General features: G+C 44.6%; 17 protein-coding genes and 1 tRNA gene. 10 read left to right on the top strand and 8 right to left on the bottom strand.

Annotated features, from left to right (window positions below):
* Nucleotides 1–30: 30 nt before the first annotated feature.
* Nucleotides 31–375 (bottom strand): PadR family transcriptional regulator, encoded by a 345-nt coding sequence (locus GFS24_RS15445; RefSeq protein ID WP_153660702.1) that lies wholly within the window; start codon nt 373–375, stop codon nt 31–33.
* A gap of 405 nt (nt 376–780) precedes the next feature.
* Here GFS24_RS15445 and GFS24_RS15440 point away from each other — a divergent pair, with 405 nt between their 5' ends.
* The 3 genes from GFS24_RS15440 (at nt 781) to GFS24_RS15430 (ending at nt 3,667) form a co-directional block, all read left to right on the top strand.
* Nucleotides 781–1,044, top strand: a complete 264-nt coding sequence (locus tag GFS24_RS15440) for a hypothetical protein (RefSeq protein WP_153660700.1) — start codon at nt 781–783, stop codon at nt 1,042–1,044.
* A gap of 273 nt (nt 1,045–1,317) precedes the next feature.
* Nucleotides 1,318–2,964 (top strand): SulP family inorganic anion transporter, encoded by a 1,647-nt coding sequence (locus GFS24_RS15435; RefSeq protein WP_153660698.1) that lies wholly within the window; start codon nt 1,318–1,320, stop codon nt 2,962–2,964.
* 28 nt (nt 2,965–2,992) lie between these two features.
* Nucleotides 2,993–3,667, top strand: coding sequence for a carbonic anhydrase family protein (locus tag GFS24_RS15430; protein ID WP_153660696.1), 675 nt, complete (start codon nt 2,993–2,995; stop codon nt 3,665–3,667).
* A 49-nt stretch (nt 3,668–3,716) separates the two neighbouring features.
* Here GFS24_RS15430 and GFS24_RS15425 read toward each other — a convergent pair whose 3' ends face one another.
* Both GFS24_RS15425 and GFS24_RS15420 read right to left on the bottom strand, forming a co-directional pair.
* A complete protein-coding gene (locus tag GFS24_RS15425; protein ID WP_153660694.1) occupies nt 3,717–4,808 on the bottom strand; it encodes a mannose-1-phosphate guanylyltransferase in 1,092 nt (363 codons plus the stop codon).
* Nucleotides 4,809–4,811: 3 nt separating this feature from the next.
* A complete protein-coding gene (locus tag GFS24_RS15420) occupies nt 4,812–5,786 on the bottom strand; it encodes an SIS domain-containing protein (protein ID WP_153660692.1) in 975 nt (324 codons plus the stop codon).
* Nucleotides 5,787–5,962: 176 nt separating this feature from the next.
* Here GFS24_RS15420 and recQ point away from each other — a divergent pair, with 176 nt between their 5' ends.
* From recQ to GFS24_RS15400, 4 genes are all read left to right on the top strand, one after another.
* A complete protein-coding gene (recQ, locus tag GFS24_RS15415; RefSeq protein WP_153660690.1) occupies nt 5,963–8,170 on the top strand; it encodes a DNA helicase RecQ in 2,208 nt (735 codons plus the stop codon).
* Nucleotides 8,160–8,924 carry a DUF3050 domain-containing protein gene (locus tag GFS24_RS15410; RefSeq protein ID WP_153660688.1) on the top strand — a complete coding sequence of 255 codons (765 nt, stop codon included), beginning with the start codon at nt 8,160–8,162 and terminating at the stop codon, nt 8,922–8,924. The genes recQ and GFS24_RS15410 overlap by 11 nt, the downstream gene beginning before the upstream one ends.
* Before the next feature lie 61 nt (nt 8,925–8,985).
* Nucleotides 8,986–9,058: transfer RNA gene (locus tag GFS24_RS15405), tRNA-Phe, on the top strand.
* 109 nt (nt 9,059–9,167) lie between these two features.
* On the top strand, nt 9,168–9,959 hold the full coding sequence (locus GFS24_RS15400) for a hypothetical protein (RefSeq protein ID WP_153660686.1): 792 nt from the start codon (nt 9,168–9,170) through the stop codon (nt 9,957–9,959).
* A gap of 106 nt (nt 9,960–10,065) precedes the next feature.
* On the opposite strand, the gene GFS24_RS15395 is transcribed toward GFS24_RS15400, so the two are convergent.
* Both GFS24_RS15395 and GFS24_RS15390 read right to left on the bottom strand, forming a co-directional pair.
* Nucleotides 10,066–10,800 carry a HAMP domain-containing sensor histidine kinase gene (locus GFS24_RS15395; RefSeq protein WP_173003092.1) on the bottom strand — a complete coding sequence of 245 codons (735 nt, stop codon included), beginning with the start codon at nt 10,798–10,800 and terminating at the stop codon, nt 10,066–10,068.
* Between the two features lie 144 nt (nt 10,801–10,944).
* A complete protein-coding gene (locus GFS24_RS15390) occupies nt 10,945–13,149 on the bottom strand; it encodes an ATP-binding protein (RefSeq protein ID WP_153660682.1) in 2,205 nt (734 codons plus the stop codon).
* 204 nt (nt 13,150–13,353) lie between these two features.
* On the opposite strand from GFS24_RS15390, the gene GFS24_RS15385 reads away from it, so the two are divergent.
* From GFS24_RS15385 to GFS24_RS15375, 3 genes are read left to right on the top strand one after another with little or no spacing between them, the layout of a single operon-like run.
* The gene (locus GFS24_RS15385) at nt 13,354–14,121 is read left to right on the top strand and encodes a hypothetical protein (RefSeq protein ID WP_153660680.1); all 768 of its coding nucleotides are present in this window, start codon (nt 13,354–13,356) and stop codon (nt 14,119–14,121) included.
* 9 nt (nt 14,122–14,130) lie between these two features.
* Nucleotides 14,131–14,532: a hypothetical protein gene (locus GFS24_RS15380; protein WP_153660678.1), complete on the top strand. Its 402-nt coding sequence runs from the start codon at nt 14,131–14,133 to the stop codon at nt 14,530–14,532.
* A gap of 10 nt (nt 14,533–14,542) precedes the next feature.
* Nucleotides 14,543–15,073 carry a hypothetical protein gene (locus GFS24_RS15375; protein WP_153660676.1) on the top strand — a complete coding sequence of 177 codons (531 nt, stop codon included), beginning with the start codon at nt 14,543–14,545 and terminating at the stop codon, nt 15,071–15,073.
* Between the two features lie 38 nt (nt 15,074–15,111).
* Here the strand turns inward: GFS24_RS15375 and GFS24_RS15370 are convergent, their stop codons facing one another.
* From GFS24_RS15370 to GFS24_RS15360, 3 genes are all read right to left on the bottom strand, one after another.
* Entirely contained in the window at nt 15,112–16,599 is a 1,488-nt protein-coding gene (locus tag GFS24_RS15370; RefSeq protein WP_153660674.1) for a RagB/SusD family nutrient uptake outer membrane protein, read from the bottom strand.
* A gap of 11 nt (nt 16,600–16,610) precedes the next feature.
* The gene (locus tag GFS24_RS15365) at nt 16,611–19,646 is read right to left on the bottom strand and encodes a TonB-dependent receptor (RefSeq protein WP_153660672.1); all 3,036 of its coding nucleotides are present in this window, start codon (nt 19,644–19,646) and stop codon (nt 16,611–16,613) included.
* Nucleotides 19,647–19,850: 204 nt separating this feature from the next.
* Nucleotides 19,851–20,867, bottom strand: coding sequence for a LacI family DNA-binding transcriptional regulator (locus GFS24_RS15360; RefSeq protein WP_153660670.1), 1,017 nt, complete (start codon nt 20,865–20,867; stop codon nt 19,851–19,853).
* Nucleotides 20,868–21,021 lie beyond the last annotated feature (154 nt).

Here is a 21,021-nt window from a genome sequence, read left to right as displayed (position 1 = left end):
TGATTTTAGGTTTTAGGTCTTGGATGTATATTATTGGATGGGATTGGAATGAGGTAATGTTAGTGCGTGTACAGCGTTAGCCAGTTCGTTCCATGTATTTTCCAGGTCCAGATAAAAAGCTTCTCCTTTTTCTGTCATGGAAAAATATTTACGTGGTGGCCCGGAGCTGCTTTCTACCCAGCGATAAGTGAGTAGTTCCGCATTTTTGAGGCGAGTCAAAAGCGGATATAATGTCCCTTCCAGGATGTCCAGCTTTGCTTCTTTCATTTTTTCGATAATGTCTGAAGGATAAGCCTCGCCTTGCTTGATGATGGAGAGGATGCAAAACTCGAGCACCCCTTTTCTCATCTGTGATTGCGTGTTATCTATATTCATGGCAAGTGAGCTTTTAAATATCTTTTTGTAATGGCGTTTTGATGGTTTATCATCAACTTCACGATACAAAGATAGAAAGAATTTACTACTATGCAATGCCGAATACTCTTTAATGCAAAATAACTTGCTTAGAACATTACCGGTTTTTACTTAAGCAATTGATTATTAACCTCTTTCTATTTTTAAGGCATTTTGGCTTTGTGATGAGCGGTAATAGGAAAGGATGAAGTATTTACGGCCGTTTATCAACTGTAAGTGCCGGGTTTATAATTAATTAAGATGTATTTAACAATTCTTTGACCCAGGATAATATGAATTGTGGATTTCCATGAGTATTTTTGCTTCAACGTAAATTTTACACGAAGTCATTTGAAGAAATTAATCAGTATATTTTTTATCAGCTTGATGTGTGTCCAGCTGCTACCCATTGCACAAGTGGGGAAATTGCTGTTTAATAATCAGATCGTGGAAGAGCACGTGGATGGTGGCTGTATGTCTAAAACATTAAAGCTTTCCCCCAACGACTTAAATTTACACAAGTATGCAGACCAGGAAACTGAACTCAACCCTGAGTTATTCCTGCGTACTTTATCTTATAGTTATCACGAGGATATTCCTGCCAGTCCCATACAGGAAATCCAAACCCCTCCTCCGAATTACATCGGATAATTATCACTCATCTGTGTGCTATGCCGTAGCGCACAAGTTTCAATTCCTTTTTTTACTGTACTACTACCAGATCACGCACTGATCCTGTATCACTGCCTGACGCTTTGGGGTTCCGTTATGATTGCCGCAACTGTTTTTGCCATTTTGGGCAAAGCAATTTTGTGGTGCGGAATGCCGGGCTTTAGCAATGAACCACCTTGCCAGCAAATGCCTTTGAAGCATGCACTGTGAGACCGGGGATTATGCGTAGAATCTGATCAAATCACGATTTCTATGAGCAAGAAGACTGCTGTTTTTTCAAACATTAAAGGTGATCTATCGGCCGGGCTGGTCGTATTCCTGATCGCTGTTCCATTGTGCTTAGGCATTGCCCTGGCTTCCGGCGCCCCTCTCTTTTCAGGTATGATTGCGGGTATTGTTGGTGGTCTGGTGGTTGGCTTCTTTAGTGGTTCTCATTTGAGTGTAAGTGGCCCTGCAGCCGGTTTAACAGCTATTGTGCTGAGCGCCATCGCTACACTTGGTAATTTTGAATCTTTCCTGCTGGCGGTTGTTATAGCTGGTATGTTCCAGTTGATCCTGGGCTTTTTGAGAGCAGGAGCGGTGGCCAATTATTTCCCATCCAACGTTATTACGGGAATGCTTACTGCGATCGGTATTATCATCATCCTCAAACAAATACCGCATGCTTTTGGATATGATGCTGATACCATCAGTGACATGGCTTTTATCCAGACGGACGGGGAGAATTCTTTCACCGCTTTATTAAGCACGCTGAATCATATTCACTTTGGAGCGGTCATTATCACTATTATTTCCATCGCTATACTTCTATACTGGAATAAGATCCCTAAAGTGGGAGTAGTGCCCGCACCATTAGTTGCAGTGCTGGCTGGCGTTGGTATTAACCAGTTGTTCTTATCTTCTGGTTCTGTATTGGGCCTTGAGCAAAGTCACCTGGTAACACTGCCTGTTGCAGCAACCTTCAATGACTTCGTTGGGCAATTCACCGTTCCCAACTTTGGCGAACTGGCAAACAGTAAAGTATGGGTAGTAGCAGCAACCATCGCGGTGGTGGCTTCTATTGAAACCCTGTTGAACCTGGAAGCAACGGATAAATTAGATCCGTTGAAACGTTACTCTTCTCCTAACCGCGAATTAAAAGCGCAGGGTATTGCTAACATGGTGAGCGGTTTGATCGGTGGTATTCCTATCACTTCGGTGATCGTTCGTTCTTCTGCCAATATCAATTCCGGCGGACGAACTAAATTGGCCACCATGGCTCATGGTGCGTTGCTGCTGATCTGTGCGGCACTGATACCGACGCTCCTGAACAAAATTCCATATGCCACGCTCGCTGCAGTACTGCTGGTAACTGGTTATAAACTTTGCAAACCATCTGTATTTAAGAAGATGTTTGAGAAAGGGAAGTATCAGTGGATACCATTTGGTGTTACGGTTGTGGTGATCGTATTCACGGACCTGCTGATCGGTGTTGGCGTAGGATTGGGCGTGAGTGTTCTTTTCCTTTTATGGGGAAATATGAAGAGTCCTTATTTCTTCCATAAAGAAAAATACCGCACGGGAGATCTGATCCGCCTGGAACTGGCGCAGGAAGTGAGTTTCCTCAACAAAGCAAGCATTCTTTTAACGCTGGATAAGTTACCGGAAAACTCCACAGTGGTGATCGACGCGAGCAAAACTGCTTATATAGATCAGGATGTTTTGGAGATCATCCGCGAGTTTACGCAGATCAAAGCCCCGCAGCAAAAAATAAAAGTGGTGCTCAAAGGATTCAAAGAAGCTTATAAGATCAACAACACGGAACATGTTTTTATGGAAAGTCCTGAAAAAGAAAAGCCGGTAAGTGTTATTACCAATGGCACGCACAAAGACCTTCTGAAAGAATTATCCGCTAATTAAAAAATCAATGATTAAAAATATTGTAGCAATGAAAGCACACACATCACTTACTCAAAGCAGCCTCACGGCTGAAACAGCTTTACAGCTGCTCCGCGAAGGCAACGAAAGATTTGTTAGCAACCTTCGTATCAACCGGAACCTTTTACAACAAGTGAACCAGACCGCAGAAGGGCAATGGCCCTTCGCTGCTATCGTGAGTTGCATGGACTCCCGCACTTCTGCTGAACTGATCTTTGATCAGGGATTGGGAGATATTTTCAGTATTCGTTTGGCCGGCGCCGTTATTACGGAAAACGTTCTGGGCAGCCTGGAATATGCGTGCAAAGTGGCGGGCTCCAAGATGATTGTGGTGATGGGGCATACGAATTGCGGAGCAATCAAAGGCGCTTGCGATCATGTGGAAATGGGCAACCTTACCGGCCTGCTGGGCAAGATCCGGCCTGCTATTTTCCAGGAAAAAACGATCAAAGAAAACCGGACTTCTAAAAATCACGCTTTTGTGGAGGCCGTTACGAATATTCATACAGAACGTTCTGTACAAGCGATCCTTGAACAAAGTGTGATCATTGCAGAAATGATAGACAGTGGGGAGTTGGGTATTATAGGTGCTATGTACGATGTGGAAACAGGTGTAGTTACTTTCCATGAACATACCTGCCATGTGGGGCAATCAATAGGCGCTTCAGGAGCTAAAGCTTCTTAAGATCTTTTCATAAAAAAAGCCGGAAGTTTATCGCTTCCGGCTTTTTTATTTATAAATATTTCTCGCCTTTGTGCCGCTTCACTTCTGCAACATATTCCTTGATCTGCTGTTCATTCTCTTTCTTGCAGATCATCAGGACATCCGGCGTATCGATAACGATAAAGTCGTCCAAGCCCTGTAATAATACCAGTTTATCGTTGGGCGCTTTCACCATACATTTGGTGGCATCTATCACCATTACGTTCTTTCCCTGTACCGCATTGCCCAGATAATCTTTTTCCAGGTTCTCATAAGCGGAAGCCCATGTACCCAGATCGCTCCAGCCAAAGTTGGAAGGAATAACATACACGTTACTGGCCTTTTCCATTACACCATAATCGATAGAGATATTGGTGCACTGGGAGTAGATCTTTTCAATCACTTCTTTCTCTGCGGGGGTATTCAGTGATGCCGTTTCCTGTACAAACAGCTCATCCATTTCCGGCTGGTAAGTGGCAAATGCCTGAAGGATGCTTTTGGCATTCCAGACAAAAATGCCTGCGTTCCAGAGGAAGTCCCCGCTTTTCAGGAAGGTTTTAGCCAGTTCCAGATTTGGTTTTTCCGTGAAGGTCTTTACCTGGTACACATTGTCTGCCACCTGCTGGGTTTCATATTGAATGTACCCGTAGCCGGTATCCGGACGGGTTGGTTTGATCCCCAGGGTGAGCAATGCATTGTTCTTTTGTGCAAACAACAGGGCATTGAGGCAGGTGCTGGTAAACTGGGTAGGATCCATGATCAGGTGATCCGCAGGCGCACAGATGATGCTGGCCTTGGGGTCCTTTTTATGGATCTTGTGAGAGATATATGCCACACAAGGTGCCGTATTTTTCCTGGAGGGTTCGCTCACGATGTTGTCCTGGGGCAATGAGGGCAGTTGTTTGGCTACCGTGGAAGCATAGTTATGGTGTGTAACCACAAAAATGTTTTCGGCTGGTATAAACTGGGTGAACCGTTCATAGGTCCATTGCAACAGGGTCTTACCTGTGTTCAGGATGTCCAGAAATTGTTTGGGGTAATCCGTACGGCTGTAAGGCCAAAAGCGGCTACCAATCCCTCCGGCCATGATGGCCACGTAAAAATGATTGTTTAAAGATGTCATCGCTCAAATAATTCCTTCTCGGATTAAATCGTGTAAATGTATAATTCCGTGATACTGATCACCTTTCATGGCCAGTAGTTGCGTTATATCGTACTCTCTCATTAATTCCAGGGCATTTACCGCCAGTTCATCCTGCTGGATGGTTTTTGGATTCCTGCTCATAATGTCTGCTGCTTTTACGCCGGCGGCATCCATGTTTTTCTCCAGCATCCTTCTCAGGTCCCCGTCTGTAATAATGCCCTGCAGGCGGCCTTCCTCATCCACTACACCTGTAACACCCAGCATTTTGGAAGAGATCTCCACGATCACTTCCCTTAACGAGCTGTCAAGTTTCACGGTGGGCACCTTGTGCAATTTGCTCAGGTCTCCCACTTTCAGGTACAATTTCTTGCCCAGGGTACCACCGGGGTGGAATTTGGCAAAATCCTCTGCTGTGAACCCTTTCAGTTCTATCAGGCAAACCGCCAGGGCATCTCCCATCACCAATTGTGCTGTAGTGCTGGTAGTAGGGGCCAGGTTATTGGGGCAGGCTTCCTGGGTCACGGTAGTGTTCAGCACAAAATGTGCCGACTGTGCCAGATAGGAGTCCATTTTGCCTACAATAGCCACCAGCGTATTTCCCAGGTTCTGTACCAGTGGAACCAACACCTTAATTTCCGGGGATTCCCCGCTTTTAGAGATGCAAATGACCACATCGTCCGGGGTTACCATCCCCAGATCGCCATGAATGGCGTCAGCAGCATGCATAAATAAAGCGGGTGTACCGGTAGAATTGAAGGTTGCGACTATTTTTTGGGCTATAATGGCACTTTTCCCGATGCCAGTAACCACCACACGACCCTTAATTCGGGCAATCAACTCCACAGTTTGCTCAAAATCCTCGTTGACATATTGCTCCAGACTCCCAATGGCGGCAGACTCCAGCCTGATAGTCCGTTTTGCTGTATCCTGAATATTTACGATAGTCTTCTGTTTCATCTGACGGCTACAAATTTATCATTTTTTAAATAAGGGCAGCGATCATATAAATTATATTGACACAAACTAGTTTTTTAAGTAATTTCGTGTCCCCCAAAAATACATGCTGAAATTTTTTCATCTATCAGCGCTATTCAAATATCTCTAGATATAACTTGTTTTAAACTTTATATGTGATGGCTGTTGCAAAGGTAAGTTTGTTGGATGCATTACACGAACATTTCGGATTTGATTCCTTTAAGGGTAACCAGGAGAAGATCATAAAAAATATACTTTCCGGAAAAGATACATTCGTGATAATGCCAACAGGTGGCGGTAAGTCTTTATGCTACCAGCTTCCTGCATTGATGACTCCAGGTGTGGCGATCATTGTGAGTCCGTTGATTGCTTTGATGAAAAATCAGGTGGACCTGATCCGTTCATACAGCAGTAAAGACAACGTGGCGCATTTTCTTAACTCTACGCTCACAAAAGCGCAGATTAAAAAAGTACGTTCAGACCTCACCACTGGTAAGACCAAAATGCTTTATGTGGCGCCGGAAACGCTCACAAAACAGGAAAACATTGATTTCTTCAAGGAACTGGAGATCTCTTTCATTGCTGTGGATGAGGCCCACTGTATTTCTGAATGGGGGCATGACTTCCGTCCGGAGTACCGCCGTTTAAGGGAAATGATAGAAATGATCAACCCGGAACTTCCTATCATTGCATTAACAGCTACTGCCACTCCCAAAGTGCAGAGCGATATTGTAAAGAACCTGGAATTGCGGACACCCGAGATCTATATTTCCTCCTTCAACCGCCCCAATCTTTATTATGAGATCCGCGCCAAGCGGAAAAAAGACCTTGTGATCAAGGATATCGTGAAGTTTATCCACCAGCACAAAGGCAAAAGCGGGATCATTTATACCCTCAACCGTAAAACCACGGAGGAACTGGCAGACATGCTGGTGGCCAATGGCATTAAAGCGGTTGCCTACCATGCCGGTTTGGATTCCACCACCCGCGCAGGGCGGCAGGATATGTTCCTGCATGAGGATGTAGAGGTGATCGTTGCCACTATTGCATTTGGAATGGGGATCGATAAACCGGATGTGCGTTTTGTGATCCACTACAATATACCCAAGAGCCTGGAGAACTATTACCAGGAAACCGGCCGCGGTGGCCGTGATGGCCTCGAAGGGATCTGTCTTTGCTTCTATTCCTACAAGGATGTACAGAAACTGGAACACCTGATGCGGGATAAACCTCTTTCTGAAAGGGAAATGGGGGCACAGCTCATTAACGAAACGGTGGCCTATGCAGAAAGTTCCGTTTGCCGTCGTAAAGTGATCCTTCATTATTTCGGGGAGAAATACGAAGGCGAGAATTGTGGTAAATGTGACAACTGCCTGCATCCGAAAGAAAAGATAGAGGTGAAGAACCGTGCTTTTATCGTTTTAAAGGCTATTCAGCAGCTTGAGGAGCGTTTCGGTACGGATTACACAGTAAATATCATCACAGGGCAAAGCAACCCTCAAATAACCACCTTCTCGCACGATAAGCTGGGGGTGTTCGGAGAAGGGAAGGAATTCGATGCCCATTTCTGGAATTCCCTCATCCGCCAGATGATGCTGGAAGGATTGATCGAAAAAGATATTGAAGAATATGGCCTCCTGAAGATCACTTCCAAAGGACATAAATTCATTAAAAAACCATTCTCCATCTGGTTCTCCCTGAACCATCAGTTTGATGAAAGCGACGGCGGGGGAGAAGATGAAGATGGTAATACCGGAGAAGCGCAGGCATCTGCAGACCCTGTACTGGTGGAAATGTTAAAGGACCTCCGCAAGAAAGTGGCCAAGGAAAAGAACCTGCCCCCGTTTGTGATCTTCCTGGAAACTTCCCTGGAAGATATGGCTACACAATACCCTACTACTGTTCAGGAACTGGAAAAGATCTCCGGCGTTAGTAAAGGTAAAGCCCTGCGTTACGGTAAAAAGTTCGTGGATGTGATCGCCAAATTTGTAGAAGAGAACGACATCGTGAAACCGGATGATTTTGTGATGAAGAGTGTGGTGAACAAGAGTGGCCTGAAGGTGTTCATCATTCAGAACATCGACAAGAAAATGCCGCTGGAAACTATTGCTAAGAACAAAGAACTGAGCATCCCTCAGCTGCTGGATGAAATGGAGACGATCGTAGCCAGTGGGACTAAACTGAACCTGGATTATTGTATTGATGAAGAACTGGATGAATACGCGCTGGATGAGATCATTGAATACTTTAAGGGTTGTGAAACATCGAGTTTGCAGATTGCAAAAGAGGAACTTAGCGAAGGGAATTATACCCTGGAACAATTGAAACTAGTGAGGATTAAATTCCTTGTGGAATATGGGAACTAAACAGATAGAACAGCAGATAGCGGAGGTGCGCAACCGTATTGTGGAACATCCGTTATACGGTCAGTTAAAAACGATGGAGGACGTGCGGTTGTTTATGGAACACCACGTTTTTGCAGTGTGGGATTTTATGAGCCTGTTGAAAGGTTTACAGCAGGAACTCACTTGCGTAACGACGCCCTGGGTGCCGAAGGGCTCTCCCGAGACGCGATTTTTAATCAATGAGATCGTAGTAGGGGAGGAAAGTGATGTGGATGCTTCGGGCAAACGGTTTAGTCATTTCGAATTGTACCTCAAGGCCATGGAACAGGCTGGTGCTGATACTACAGCTATTCTGCAATTGGTTTCCGGTGTGCAGCAAGGCAAACCTATCGGGGCTTTAACAGCAAAACTACCGCCTTCGGTTAAAGGGTTCCTGGACTTCACTTTTGGGGTGATCGCTACAGGCAAAGCTCACTTAATGGCCGCTGTATTCACTTACGGGCGGGAAGACCTGATCCCGGATATGTTCTATTCGCTGGTAAAAGACCTGAATGAGCAGTTCCCCGGCAAGCTGGATATCTTTGTTTATTACCTGGAAAGACATATTGAAGTGGATGGAGATCATCATAGTATTTTAGCGCAGCAAATGGTACTGGAATTGTGCGGTGATGATGAAACGAAATGGGAGGAAAGTGCTATTTTTGCAATGAAGGCTTTGGAGTGGCGAAATGAATTGTGGAATGGAATTGTTGCGAGGCAGGAAATTCTTCAATAAAATTTTTTGTTTTTTCAAAGAATATCATACTTTTGCATTCCCCATAACAAACGGGGTACATGGTGCGGTAGCTCAGTTGGTAGAGCAAAGGACTGAAAATCCTTGTGTCGCCGGTTCGATCCCGGCTCACACCACGGAAAAGAGATCATCGAAAGATGGTCTCTTTTTTTTAGAAAAAACTCCACATTTAAGCAGTAAGGCAAATCAATCATCCTTATTTATTGAGATCACTTAACTGCTGTGATGAAACACGTCAAAAAGCTATACCCCACCTATTACAGATCATTATTCGTTTTCTATAATTCTAAAGAAAAGCGAAGTGTTATTTTGACATTCTTTGTAATGTTTGGCAACGTTCATCTATTATTCTGGGGGCTTCCGCAGAATCCGGCAAGCACCTCTTTATGGGGAATCCTGATCATGCTGAATATCGCCATTTTATCAAAAGTTGTAATAAATAACAGCCGCATCTATAATAAACGCGTGATGAAAGAATCGTATGGTGTAGAGATCGATGAATATTCGAAAGCTTTCAATTTAAAATTCCGAAGGATCTTATTCTTCAAAAATCTGGCAGATACATATCCAAAGTATGAAGATCTGCTTGCCGATTATGATGATGACTATAGCCCCGGTAAGCCTAATGTTAAAGCAACTTTTGTAAAGTTTTTGCTCTTCCTTTTTGGAGCAGTAGTGTCTATTGGCACTCTTTTATTTGAAGGACAGCCTTTGAAGATGAAGATCTCCTATTTAGCGATGATCGTTGTTTTCTTTATCATGATCCTGATAATCTATTTTCAATTCTACCCTATTGTTAAAGACATCCTTCATGACCGGTACAAAAAAGACCGGTTAATTCTCAATAATATAGAAGAAATAAAAAAGACCATTAGTCAATTTCCCGCTAAGTATGTTGCTACGAATCCTTTAAAGACATTACTCCTAAACTCTGACCTGATCGATGAACCATTCCGCCCTTTCTTTTCAACATCTCCGATAAACGGTGGAATTTCGACGATGAAAAATTTTTTATAAGAGCATAAACAATCGAAGCAAAAAGGCCCTCGAAAAATCGAAGGCCCTTTCAATCGATAGCTTTTCTCTGCTATCGCGTCGTCTTCCCCAAACGTCTCTACGAGACTTATTTCTTTAGCGGGAGGGTTACGGTGAAGGTGCTTCCTTCTCCTACCTCGCTTTTTACTTCTATATTTCCGCCCATGACCTCCGTTAAGTTCTTTGCAATGGATAAACCCAGGCCCATTCCCCCAAATTTTGTTTTATAGCCGGATACGATCTGGTGATATTCTTTGAATATATGGGGTAGTTCTGAAGTGGGGATGCCGATCCCCTGGTCTGTTATTTCTATACAGGCCGTGTTTTTATCGCGGACGAAACAAACGATGGTGACACCACTGGATTTAGGGCTGTATTTCAATGCGTTGGATAAGATGTTATAGATGATCTGGGTCAGATAGGTTTTATCTGAATAGATGGTGGCGGGGAAATCTTCTGAAACGCGTTTCACGATAGAGATCTCTTTTTCCATAAACATGGCGGCCATGGAATGCAGGAGGTTGTCCACCCACTTTCTGAAATCAAAGATGATCTCGTCCATCTGGAATTTTTGCATGTTCTCCTGCTGGGCGGCCAGCCTTACCCGTTCGAATATTTCATGCAGGTAATTGGAGGAAGAGAAGATCATCTGGATAAGCTCGTGTGCGAATTCGGTGTTTCCATTGTCCAGTTCCAGTTTTAATAAACGGGAGGCTGATACAACTGCATTGATCGGGGTACCGATCTCATGCAACGTGGTGCGAAAAATGGATTTCATTATTTCGTTTGATGATTGTTCGTCCAGGATATCGTTAGCTGCCATCATCTATTGGTTTTGGGTTTAAGTTTGAGGTATTGGGTTTATACACATCAAATTTCAGCCAGTGGCAGGGGAAAAACAATAAGGATACCGCCTTATTTTTATGCGTATAAAGTAGTAGTGGGGCCTGCCATAGCGGGTTTTAGGCTATGATTCCAGTTTATTGATGAGCTGTACCTTGTTGGTGATGGAGACTTTTTCAAAGATGTTCTGGACGTGTTTTTTAACGGTCCTTTCTGCGATGAAGAGGGTATCGCCGATCTGCTTATAGGAATAACCTTCGCTGATCAGTTTGGAGATATCTATTTCCCGGGGGGTTAACTGATAGGTTTTGCAGTTTTGCTCAAACTTATTTGCGACTTCGGCATCTTTATCCTTTTGTTTGAAGTCGAGATGTCCGCCGGTTTTTAGGGCTTTCAAGGCATTGTCGTATAACAGGCGCTTCTGTTTGGCGGCATTTTCCAGTACGGAGCTAATCTTGAGGAGGAGTTCATCAGAGCTGAAGGGCTTGTGAATAAAGTCCAGCGCGCCAAGTCTCAGACCCTGTGCTCTGTCCTGGCTGCTGGGTTTTGCGGATAGGAATATGAACGGAATGTGTTTATAATCAGGAGCTTCTGAGATTATTTTGGCAAATTTCATTCCATCCATCTTATCCATCATCACATCTGAAATGATCAGGTCCGGCAGCGCGGGGTATTGCCTCATCTTGACCAGCGCTTCGGTTCCATTGTAAGCAACCGTGACATTATATTTGGCACTTAGTTTCTTGAAGAGATAGCTGACCATGGTCGTATTGTCTTCTACAACCAGGATGGTCAGTTTTTTTTCATCGTAGGGAGAATCTGAAATGCTGAGTTTGCTTATTTCCAGGCCGGCATAATTATTCACATTATAATTGGGGGCCGCCACCTCTTCACTTTCTTGTTTTTCATGTTTTTGCAGGGTTACTTTGATCTTTGTGCCAGGGTCTTTTTTGGGGTTGCTTTCAATGTTGATGATCCCTAGCAGATCAGTAACTGTTTTTTTAACAATCGGCAAACCCAGTCCCATTCCCTGGAACCCACCTTTTTCTGAATTGATCTGGTAATAGGGTTCAAAGATCCTTTCATGCAATTCACGGGTGATGCCAATGCCATTATCGCTTACACTAAAAAAAATCCTGTTTCCTTCTGTTGTTAATTCGATATTTATTTCACCTCCCTCATTGGTATATTTTATAGCGTTCTCTGTAAGGTTGATGACGATCCCATTGATGGCGCCCGGGTCTGCTTTGATCAATACGTCTTCAGCAATATTCTCCCGCAGTGTAATGTTTTTATTGCGGCAATAGTTCTTAAGTAATGCCAGATTATCTTTCAGGATCTTACTGAAGTCCGCTATCTGGTTGTGGTTATAGATCTCAAAACCCTTATTATATCTTTCCAGGTCAAAGAGGTTACTGATGTCCTTATTCAGTTTATCGATATTATTCTTTACAATGCCTAGTTCTTCTTTGTAGCCATACTTATTAATGTACTCTTCCAGGTAATTCTTTATTAAGGTAAGAGGGGTTTTTGTTTCGTGCACAAGATTTACCAGGGCATTGGTCCTTTGCTCGTTAGCTTTTTCAAGCTGAATAGTTCTTTCTTTTACTTTCTGTTTTAAGTTTACTGTTAATTCCTCTAGCTGATCCCGCTCATTCATGAACTTCCTGACGGACTGGATGATAAAAAAAGAGTTGAGTGCTATAAAATTCACGTTATTGAACATTGTGCCTAATACCCATTTATCAATCGTTAAGAACTCATCAAGAGCAGGAGAAATACACCATACCGTAACAACATAAAAGATCCATAACCGTTGACGGTAGTTCTCCCTGTCTCCGTCTTCTTTATACTTTGAGCGAATGGCAACGTAAGCCGATATCAATGCCCAGAGGGCATAAGCGGCAGGAGGATAGTATGCGTATGTGAGTACAAAAGCCAGATTATTGGTAAGGGGATAATAGATCAGGAATAAAAATCCGATGGGTATTAAGAGGAATAAGAACCCATAACGGCCATGAAAGCGCAGTACTTTTAATTCTAGTGTTTTGTAACAGTAAAAGGGAATGTACATGGTTACAAAATACCCGGTGCTTTCACTGAGGATATTCTGCCACATGATAGGAATCGGGACCAATGGATCCGGCAGCACAAACAGGTTTTCACAGATGTTATAAATGATCAGCAAGGCTGTGAGGATCATATGATACTTCCTGTTCTTCTCATGTTTACGCGCAAGAAAGAACAACAATTGATTGAAGAAAACGGCAATCTCAAGCACAATGATCACAAGGATCACATAGTTCACGTGAATGGGTGGAAGGAGCATAATTGGCTTTTAAACCAATACCAAGAAACTATATATATCCTATCGCGAATGTTAATTGTTTGTTAACGAAGGCGTTTTTGGTTGATAACGGTTTGATTAATAAGGGGAAACGAGGATTTTTTTGAGGACTTCCGGAAGATCCGTATATTTAATAAGCATACAAACCCCAAAGTAAACCCCGAACTCTAACTAAATAATTGAATTATGAAAACGAGTGCACATGCTGCCCGTTCGCGTTCTTCCAAACAATTTATGAATAGTACGGCCAGCGCTACTTCTTCGCATAGCACCCAACCCTTTTTTGCATCCGGTAAAACTTCTCAACGTGGTGGTGACAGCAGTGGTTTAAATCCCAGCGCCCAGGAGGGAGAAGATGTGGGAGGCCGCACATTAGGAGAATTTATTGGTGATGTTGGCCGGCCGATTGGTACTTTTTTTGGCAATGTGGTTGGCGGTATTGCTGGCGCGGTTGCGGGAAATGATATTTCGTCGGCTACTACACTTCCTGCTGTGTGGAATAATCATGGCCATTTTCAATGGAATATCTCTTTTAATACATCAGGCCGCAATGGCTGGATCGTTCAAGAGATAGATAGCACACGACGTGCACAGGATGCAGCAGGCAATGCATTACCGGATGGGCTTACTCCTCTTTACTGGGAGGCCTGGGCTGTGGACGGAACCGGGAATATTTCTCCTGCTTCCGGCGGCACACATGACTTCTGGCAACGCAGAAGTTTTGGTAATAATACGCAAGGCCACTGGTCTATTTCTTCTGCCTGTTACTTCACCACTACCGATCCTGCCACACAGGGATTTGCTGTTGGCAATGCTCCGGAGGCCGGAGGATTATTATCCTCTCTCTCCCAACCGGCAGGATTGGGCGTAGCGAGATTGCATCGTTTTGCGCAAGGTACCTGGGATTCTACTTCCGCGGTTCCAACGCATGATGGTTCCGCAGGGCCACAATAATAACCAGGCATGGATATCAAAGTACAGGCATTATTGCTGGCAGATCACATTTACCGCGACCATGGTACGGGGAAGTTTGTGATAGCCGGAACTTTTCATCAATTGAATGTGGCTGCATTTCCTGCTACCTTTGGCCGGTCTGTGGGTGTTTTTGTTTCTCTTTCCAATGTGATAGGGAAGAAATCTATCACGCTTCATTTTGTGGATGCCACTACCCATGAGGTATTATTGGATACACGAGCGCTGGAGATCTTTGGCAATGATCCTCATCTGCCTATTGAGTTTGCAGTGGAGGTTCCGCCGCTTCCTTTACCACATGCCGGTATGTATTGGTTTCAACTGAAAACGAATGGCATAATGATTGGGTCCATACAAGTGTTTGTATATGGCCCTCCGGAAAACAGAAAATAAATTAACTGTTATGAATGAGTTGTTGAATAAAGTGTTGCATACACCTGTTGAGGCTTACGATCCGGCAGATGTGATGGCTGTTGTGAATATGCTGATCCCGCTGGGAAAAGAAAAAGCCTTAGAAAAAATTACGGCTGCACTTCCCGTTAACACACTGGATGGCGTGGGCGCCTTCTGGATCTTACGGGTGCTTTTTGAACTTCCCCCGGAAGAATTTTATCCTACGGTTAAAATTGGCCGGCCAGATATTCCACCTCCGGAAGCGACATATCCCATGCCGCGATTCCCGATCGTGATGATCCAGGATATTCCTTTCCTCCTGGTTAAAGGTTATGATCTGAGCGGTGTTCCGGAACGTGTGGAAGGACATATCAATTATTTCCGGGAGTATGGCATCATCCGGCACCAGGAGTTATCACCACCCAAACAATCTAATGGTCTTGAAGCGGAGTTCCTCTCTTTGTGGGAGTCTGCATATGGAGATATGTATCTCCTGGAAGGCACCAGTATCTTTAAAGAACAACTGAACAAAGTGTTTTAATAAAAAGGGCCAGATGCAGATCTGGCCCTTTTTTTATTTTACTTGGCTAATGGATTGTTTTGTAATTCAACATCCGGTAAAGCAAATATAAATTTAGTGGGCACTGGTTTCCTTGCCGGTGTTGGAATAACCGCTCTTGCTGCTGCAATGACAGTGGCTGCTCTTCCGGTACGAATGAGATCGAACCAACGTTTGAATTCCCCGAGGAATTCATATCCTCTTTCACGGAAAACCATGTCGTCAAACGTTGTTTGTGTAAGGCCGGCTGGTAAGTCTGCTACTGCGCTGGGAACAGTCATACTTACACCAAAAGCTCTTCTTCTTAAAGTATTAACGGCGGCGTAAGCATTAGCAGGGCCATTGAGTTTGTTCTCTGCTTCTGCAAAGATCAGCAGTACGTCTGCATAACGCCAGAAATACAGGTCGTTTCCATTTCCGGTATCGATGGGGGCGTTGGGGTCTCTGAACTTACCCATCCGCCGGTCATAAATCCCCGGTTCTACTTCCGCAGCTGTTACTACTCCATTGATCAGGTAACTGCTATACACACTTAGTTGTTTCCGGAGATCATTATTATCCCAGTCCCTGATCAAAGGTGCCTGGGATATAATACCGCCGAACTTGTTGCCGCTTACAGAAAAGCCTGCTGCTTTTGCTCTTGAGTCTGCCCAATAGGAGGCCATAAAATTACCTCTTTCCTGTACTTGCGAAAACTTCAGCGAGAAAACATCTTCTTTATTGGTGGCGAGGGTGGGAGAGAAAACGGTTGTTAGCAATGGTTCTATATCATAACCGTAAGTGGCTTTGTTATCCATTACTTCTTTTGCTTTGTCCCGCGCATTCTGGTAATCTCCTTTTGTAAGATATACATCTGCCAGTGCTACTTTTGCGGCGCCGGCTGTTGCCCTGCCTGCTTTGGATTCTGCTACGGTAGCAGGAAGTGCGGTTTCCGCAAATTTCAGGTCTGTGATGATCTGATCGTAAATAGCGGTTGTTTCTGATAAAGCCAATGCCACATCATTTGAATTGAGGATGGGCTTTAAGCGCAAAGGAACTTTTCCCCATACGCGTACGGCAAAGTAGTAACACACTGCCCGTACAAAATAGGCTTCACCATAAGCTGACTTTTTAAGGTTCTCTGGCAGCGTGCTGTTGGCATCCAGGTTTACGATCAGCAGGTTGGCTCTTCCAATGGCTTCGTATAAAGTGGTCCAGGGCTGCGCCATGCTGTTGGGGCCATTCATCACGTTATTATAATTACTCCAGTTCAGCTGAGCAGAACCGCCATCCGCATATTCTGCCATGAGTTCAAAACCCAATCCCACAGTAGATTCCCACAGTCGACCGCGGCTTCTTGTCATGGGCTCGTATACACCAATGATGGTTTGTTCCAGGAGGATGGGATCCAGGTCTCCCAATGCGATGGTGGCTTTTGGTTTTTCTTCCAGCAGCTTGTCGCAGGCAGAATTGCTCAGCATGATGAATGCCAGTGTAGCAATGATGGTATAAATATTAGATCGTTTCATAACAGTAAGAATTAAAAAGTAATGCTAAAGCCTAAGGTCACGGTTTTTGCTGCGGGATAAGATCCCAGATCAACACCTTGCCTGCGGTCGTTTCCATTAAATGTGTTCACTTCAGGGTCAAAGCCGGAATAGTCTGTAAAGGTGATCAGGTTTTGCCCGCTCGCATATACATTCAGACTTTTAACGGTTTTGCTGTTGCCCAGATTGAAGCTATAATCCAGTCTTATATTTCTCATGCGGAAGAAAGATCCGTCTTCCATATAACGGGAGGAACGGAAGTGCTGATTGCTGGCGGCAAGACTTGGTTTCGGATAAAACTCGCTGGCAGCTTTCATCCTGTTATATTGTTGTACGATGTTGGGACCGGCTAATTCAAACAATGCGAAGTTGTTGATCTTTGATCCGCTTACGCCAGCCCATACAGAAGTGAGCGTGAGTTTTTTATAGCGGATGCTGGGGTTGATACCATAATACAGATCAGGGTAGGGGCTCCCGATGATCTGGTTATCCAACGCATTAATGATATCCACACCGTTTGCATCTTTATCTCCATTCAGATTTTCGTGGATGGGTACGCCGTTCTTATCCATGCCCAGGTATTTAGGACCAAGGAAAGCAGAGAGTGGTTCTCCGACACGAATGATGCTGTTGGCACCGGATGCATCATTACCGCCGGCAATTGTCGGGATGTCTTTATTATCCTTTGTCTTTGTTACTTTATTCTTATTCTGCGAAAGGTTTACATCTACGGAGAATCCCCAATCGGCCGTATTCACAATGTTTGCGCCGAGTGTTAATTCCCATCCTTTGTTTTGTACTTCTCCTACGTTATCCAGGATCTGACCGGGGCCGGAACCAATACCAGCGCCTACTCCGGCGGAAGGTGGTAATTGTACGAGTGCTAACAGGTCTGTGGTTGTTTTAACATAGTAATCGAAAGTAAGGCGGAATTTTTCATTTAAGAATCCTGCATCTACGCCGATGTTTGTTTGAGAAGTGGTTTCCCATTTCAGGTTAGGATTGGGGAAAGTTGGTGCAAGCCCAACTGCCAAACCTGTTCCCGCTCCCTGACCTGTGTTCACGGTTCGCCCTAATAATAACGACTGGTAAGGTTTGATAGCAGGATTACCTGCCTGACCCCAGCTGGCCCTTAGTTTTAAATTAGACAGCCATTTGCTTTCTTTCAGGAAGGCCTCCTCTGAAACACGCCATGCTGCTGAAACAGAGGGGAACACACCATATTTATTATTCTCTGCAAATACTGAAGCGCCGTCTCTTCTGATGCTCGCGGCGAGCAGGTATTTATTTTTCAGGTTCAGCCGTACTCTTGCAAAGCCGGAAATAATGGTGCTTTCCGTTACATCTGTTAAGGGTTTGCTGACGGTGTTGGCGGAACTGAAATTGTAATTCTTCAAAGCATCACTGCCAAAGCCGGATGCGGCAAGGTCTACTGAATTAAAACGATCGCGCTGGAAAGAAACCCCTGCGATAGCTTCAATATAAGTGTCGTGCGAGAAATCATATTTGTATTCCAGGAAGTCTTCAGCGAGTACAGATGTTTTATCATAAAGGCCCATCTCAGCAGAGCCGATGGCATTTCCTAAACGGGGAAGTAATCTTGGGAAATATAGATCCCGGCGGATATGATAAAAGTCTGCGGAAACGCGGGTGGTATTGGAAAGACCTTTCAGGATCTGGGCTTTGAAATCGAGACCGCCCTGGATGCGGGTGGTGGTGTTTTTATCCAGCACTTCTTTCGCTACAGCTACCGGGTTTTCTACATCGATGCCGTTGAAGCTGAAGGGAGAAGTGTCTGTATAAGTTCCATCTGCATTGTACACACCCACCGTCGTAATAGATCTGAGGATAGATCCCACACCGGATTTACCAAAGTTGCGGATGTTATCTCCAGCGGCAGGAGAGAATCCGTCCTGGATAGCGCGGGAGGCCATGATGCGGGATTGTACGCTAAAGCGGTCACTTATTTTACTGTCTACATTCACTCTTACAGAGGCTCGTTTGTATCCGCTGTTCATTACAATTCCCTGCTGGTTGGTATAACCGGCAGATATAAAATAGCGGTTCCTTTCTGTGCCGCCGCCGATGCTTAAACTGTTGTTGGATAAAATGGCGGTGCGGAATACTTCATCCTGCCAGTCTGTGTTGATGGCAGCAGAAGCATTTGCGAGATCGGTGGGAATAGGCAGGCCTGTATTGGTGTAAAAGGCTTTTGAATAATCAATGTATTCCTGGCTGTTCATCATTTCTAGCTTCTTGCGGATCTTCTGAAAGCCGAGTGAACTTTCAAAGGTGATCCTGGGCTGACCCACTTTACCGGATTTGGTGGTGACCATGACGACGCCGTTGGCACCTCTTGATCCATAAATAGCTGTTGCCGCAGCATCTTTCAAAACTTCTATGGATTCAATGTCTGAAGGATTGATGGTGGACAATCCGTTGGCGCCGCGTACATCATCATTGAATTGTGGAAGCCCGTCAATTACATACAGTGGCTCATTTCCGCCGGCGATGGAGGAAACACCCCTGATGCGGATACTGATACCGGCTCCAGGCTGACCGGATGTTTGTTGAACCTGCACTCCCGCCATGCGGCCCTGGATGGCCTGTTCAATACTTACTGCGGGAATTTCTTTTAGCTTGTCTGCTTTGAGGGAAGTGACGGAACCAGTAAGGTCCGTTTTCTTTACAGAGCCGTAACCTACTACGACTACGTCGCTGAGGTTCCTGGTGTCGTCTTTTAATTCTACAGTTAAGGGAACGCCGGCGGTGGCGGTTACTTCTTTTTGCTCAAAGCCGATGGAGGAAAAAATGAGGGTGACCCTGTCGTCTCCTGCAGCCTGGAGTACAAAGGAACCGTCTTCCGTTGTGGCTGTGGCAATTTTTGTGTTTTTGATCTGGACGGTCACCCCGGGGACGGGACCTTTTTCTGATGATGTTACTTTTCCGGAAAATCGCTTGTTTTGTGAAAAGGCAGCTAGGCTTGATAGTAAAGCTAATGCCACAAACAATACCTTGTTTCTGTGCATAAATTTTCATTTAAGTGGAATCAATAATCGAAATAACGTGAATCGGAGTCTGTTGGTTAAATGTCCTTTCTTTTGGCTGTTGAAACAATCGATTGCAATAGTTAGGTATTTCTATATTTAAGCTACTATTTTTATTTCAAATAAGTGCTGTTTATTTCGTCTAAACTTGTCTAATAGTAAGTGTCTGGACTACACATTGGTTGCTTAGACCTTCAGGCTGCTGGCCCTTATATCGAGAGTTGTTCCTAACTGGATGGTTTTATGTTCTACGGTTGCGGATGGATTTTCTATTTGTTCTATCAGTAGTTCGGCGGATATCTGTCCTATTTCAAAAGTAGGTTGCCGGATGGAAGTAAGGGCAGGGGCCAGGTAGGGGCTCACGGGATTATCTGAGAACCCGGCCAGGGCCACATCCTCCGGAATGCGCAAATTCAATTCCCGTAATACTTTCAGGCAGCTGATGGCGAGCCTTTCCACGGAAAAGAATAATGCATTTGGTTTTTTTGGTTGAGAGAAAAGATGGCGAATGGCGGCATCCATATCGGCGGTGTTAAAATCACAGTGTATCATCCATTCTTCCCGCAGGGGGATGTTGTGTTTCTTTAATGCTTCTTTATATCCGCTTAACCTGTTTTGTGTGATGGATAACCAGGGGGCCATGGAGATAATGGCCACGTCCCTGAAACCTTGCTGGATCAAATGTTCCACACCCTGGAAAGCTCCGGCATGATCATCTACCACCACTTTGTGCGCAGGGATACTTTCATGGATACGATCGAACATCACAATAGGCGCATTCATTTCTTCGAGGTGATCAAACTGGCGGGTTTCTCCGGATACGGAAATAATGAGTCCGTCCATCCGGCGGGATTCCAGTAAGTGAACGCTGGCCACTTCGCGTTCATAAGCCTCGTGGCTTTGGAAGATCATTACATGATAACCTCTTTTGTAAGCGATGTCTTCTATTCCTGCAATGGTGGCGGAACAGAAGGTGTTGGCAATTTCCGGAACGATCACACCGATGATCTTGCTGCGTTTTTCTTTTAAAGAGAGTGCGATGGGATTGGGGCTATAGTGTAGTTCTTCCGCCACCTGCCGGATCAGTAACCGCGTTTCCAGTTTGATGTCCTTGCTATCCCGCAGGGCCCTCGAAACGGTGGAAGGTGATAACTTCAGCTGTTGCGCAATATCCTTGATGGTTACGGAATGCTGTTTGTTCATACGCTTTGCCAATTCTCTAATAAAGGCCCTCTTTTAGGGGGCGCTTATAAGATTATCATAAATTTTCCCTGAATTAAATGTAATATATTTAATGCAAACGATACCGGTATCGTTTGAGGGCCTATGTAAGTAACGGAAATTTATGGTGATCTTG

This window comes from Chitinophaga sp. SYP-B3965, assembly GCF_009647655.1.
Taxonomy (GTDB): domain Bacteria; phylum Bacteroidota; class Bacteroidia; order Chitinophagales; family Chitinophagaceae; genus Chitinophaga.
This window is presented reverse-complemented; position numbering and strand designations above follow the sequence as displayed.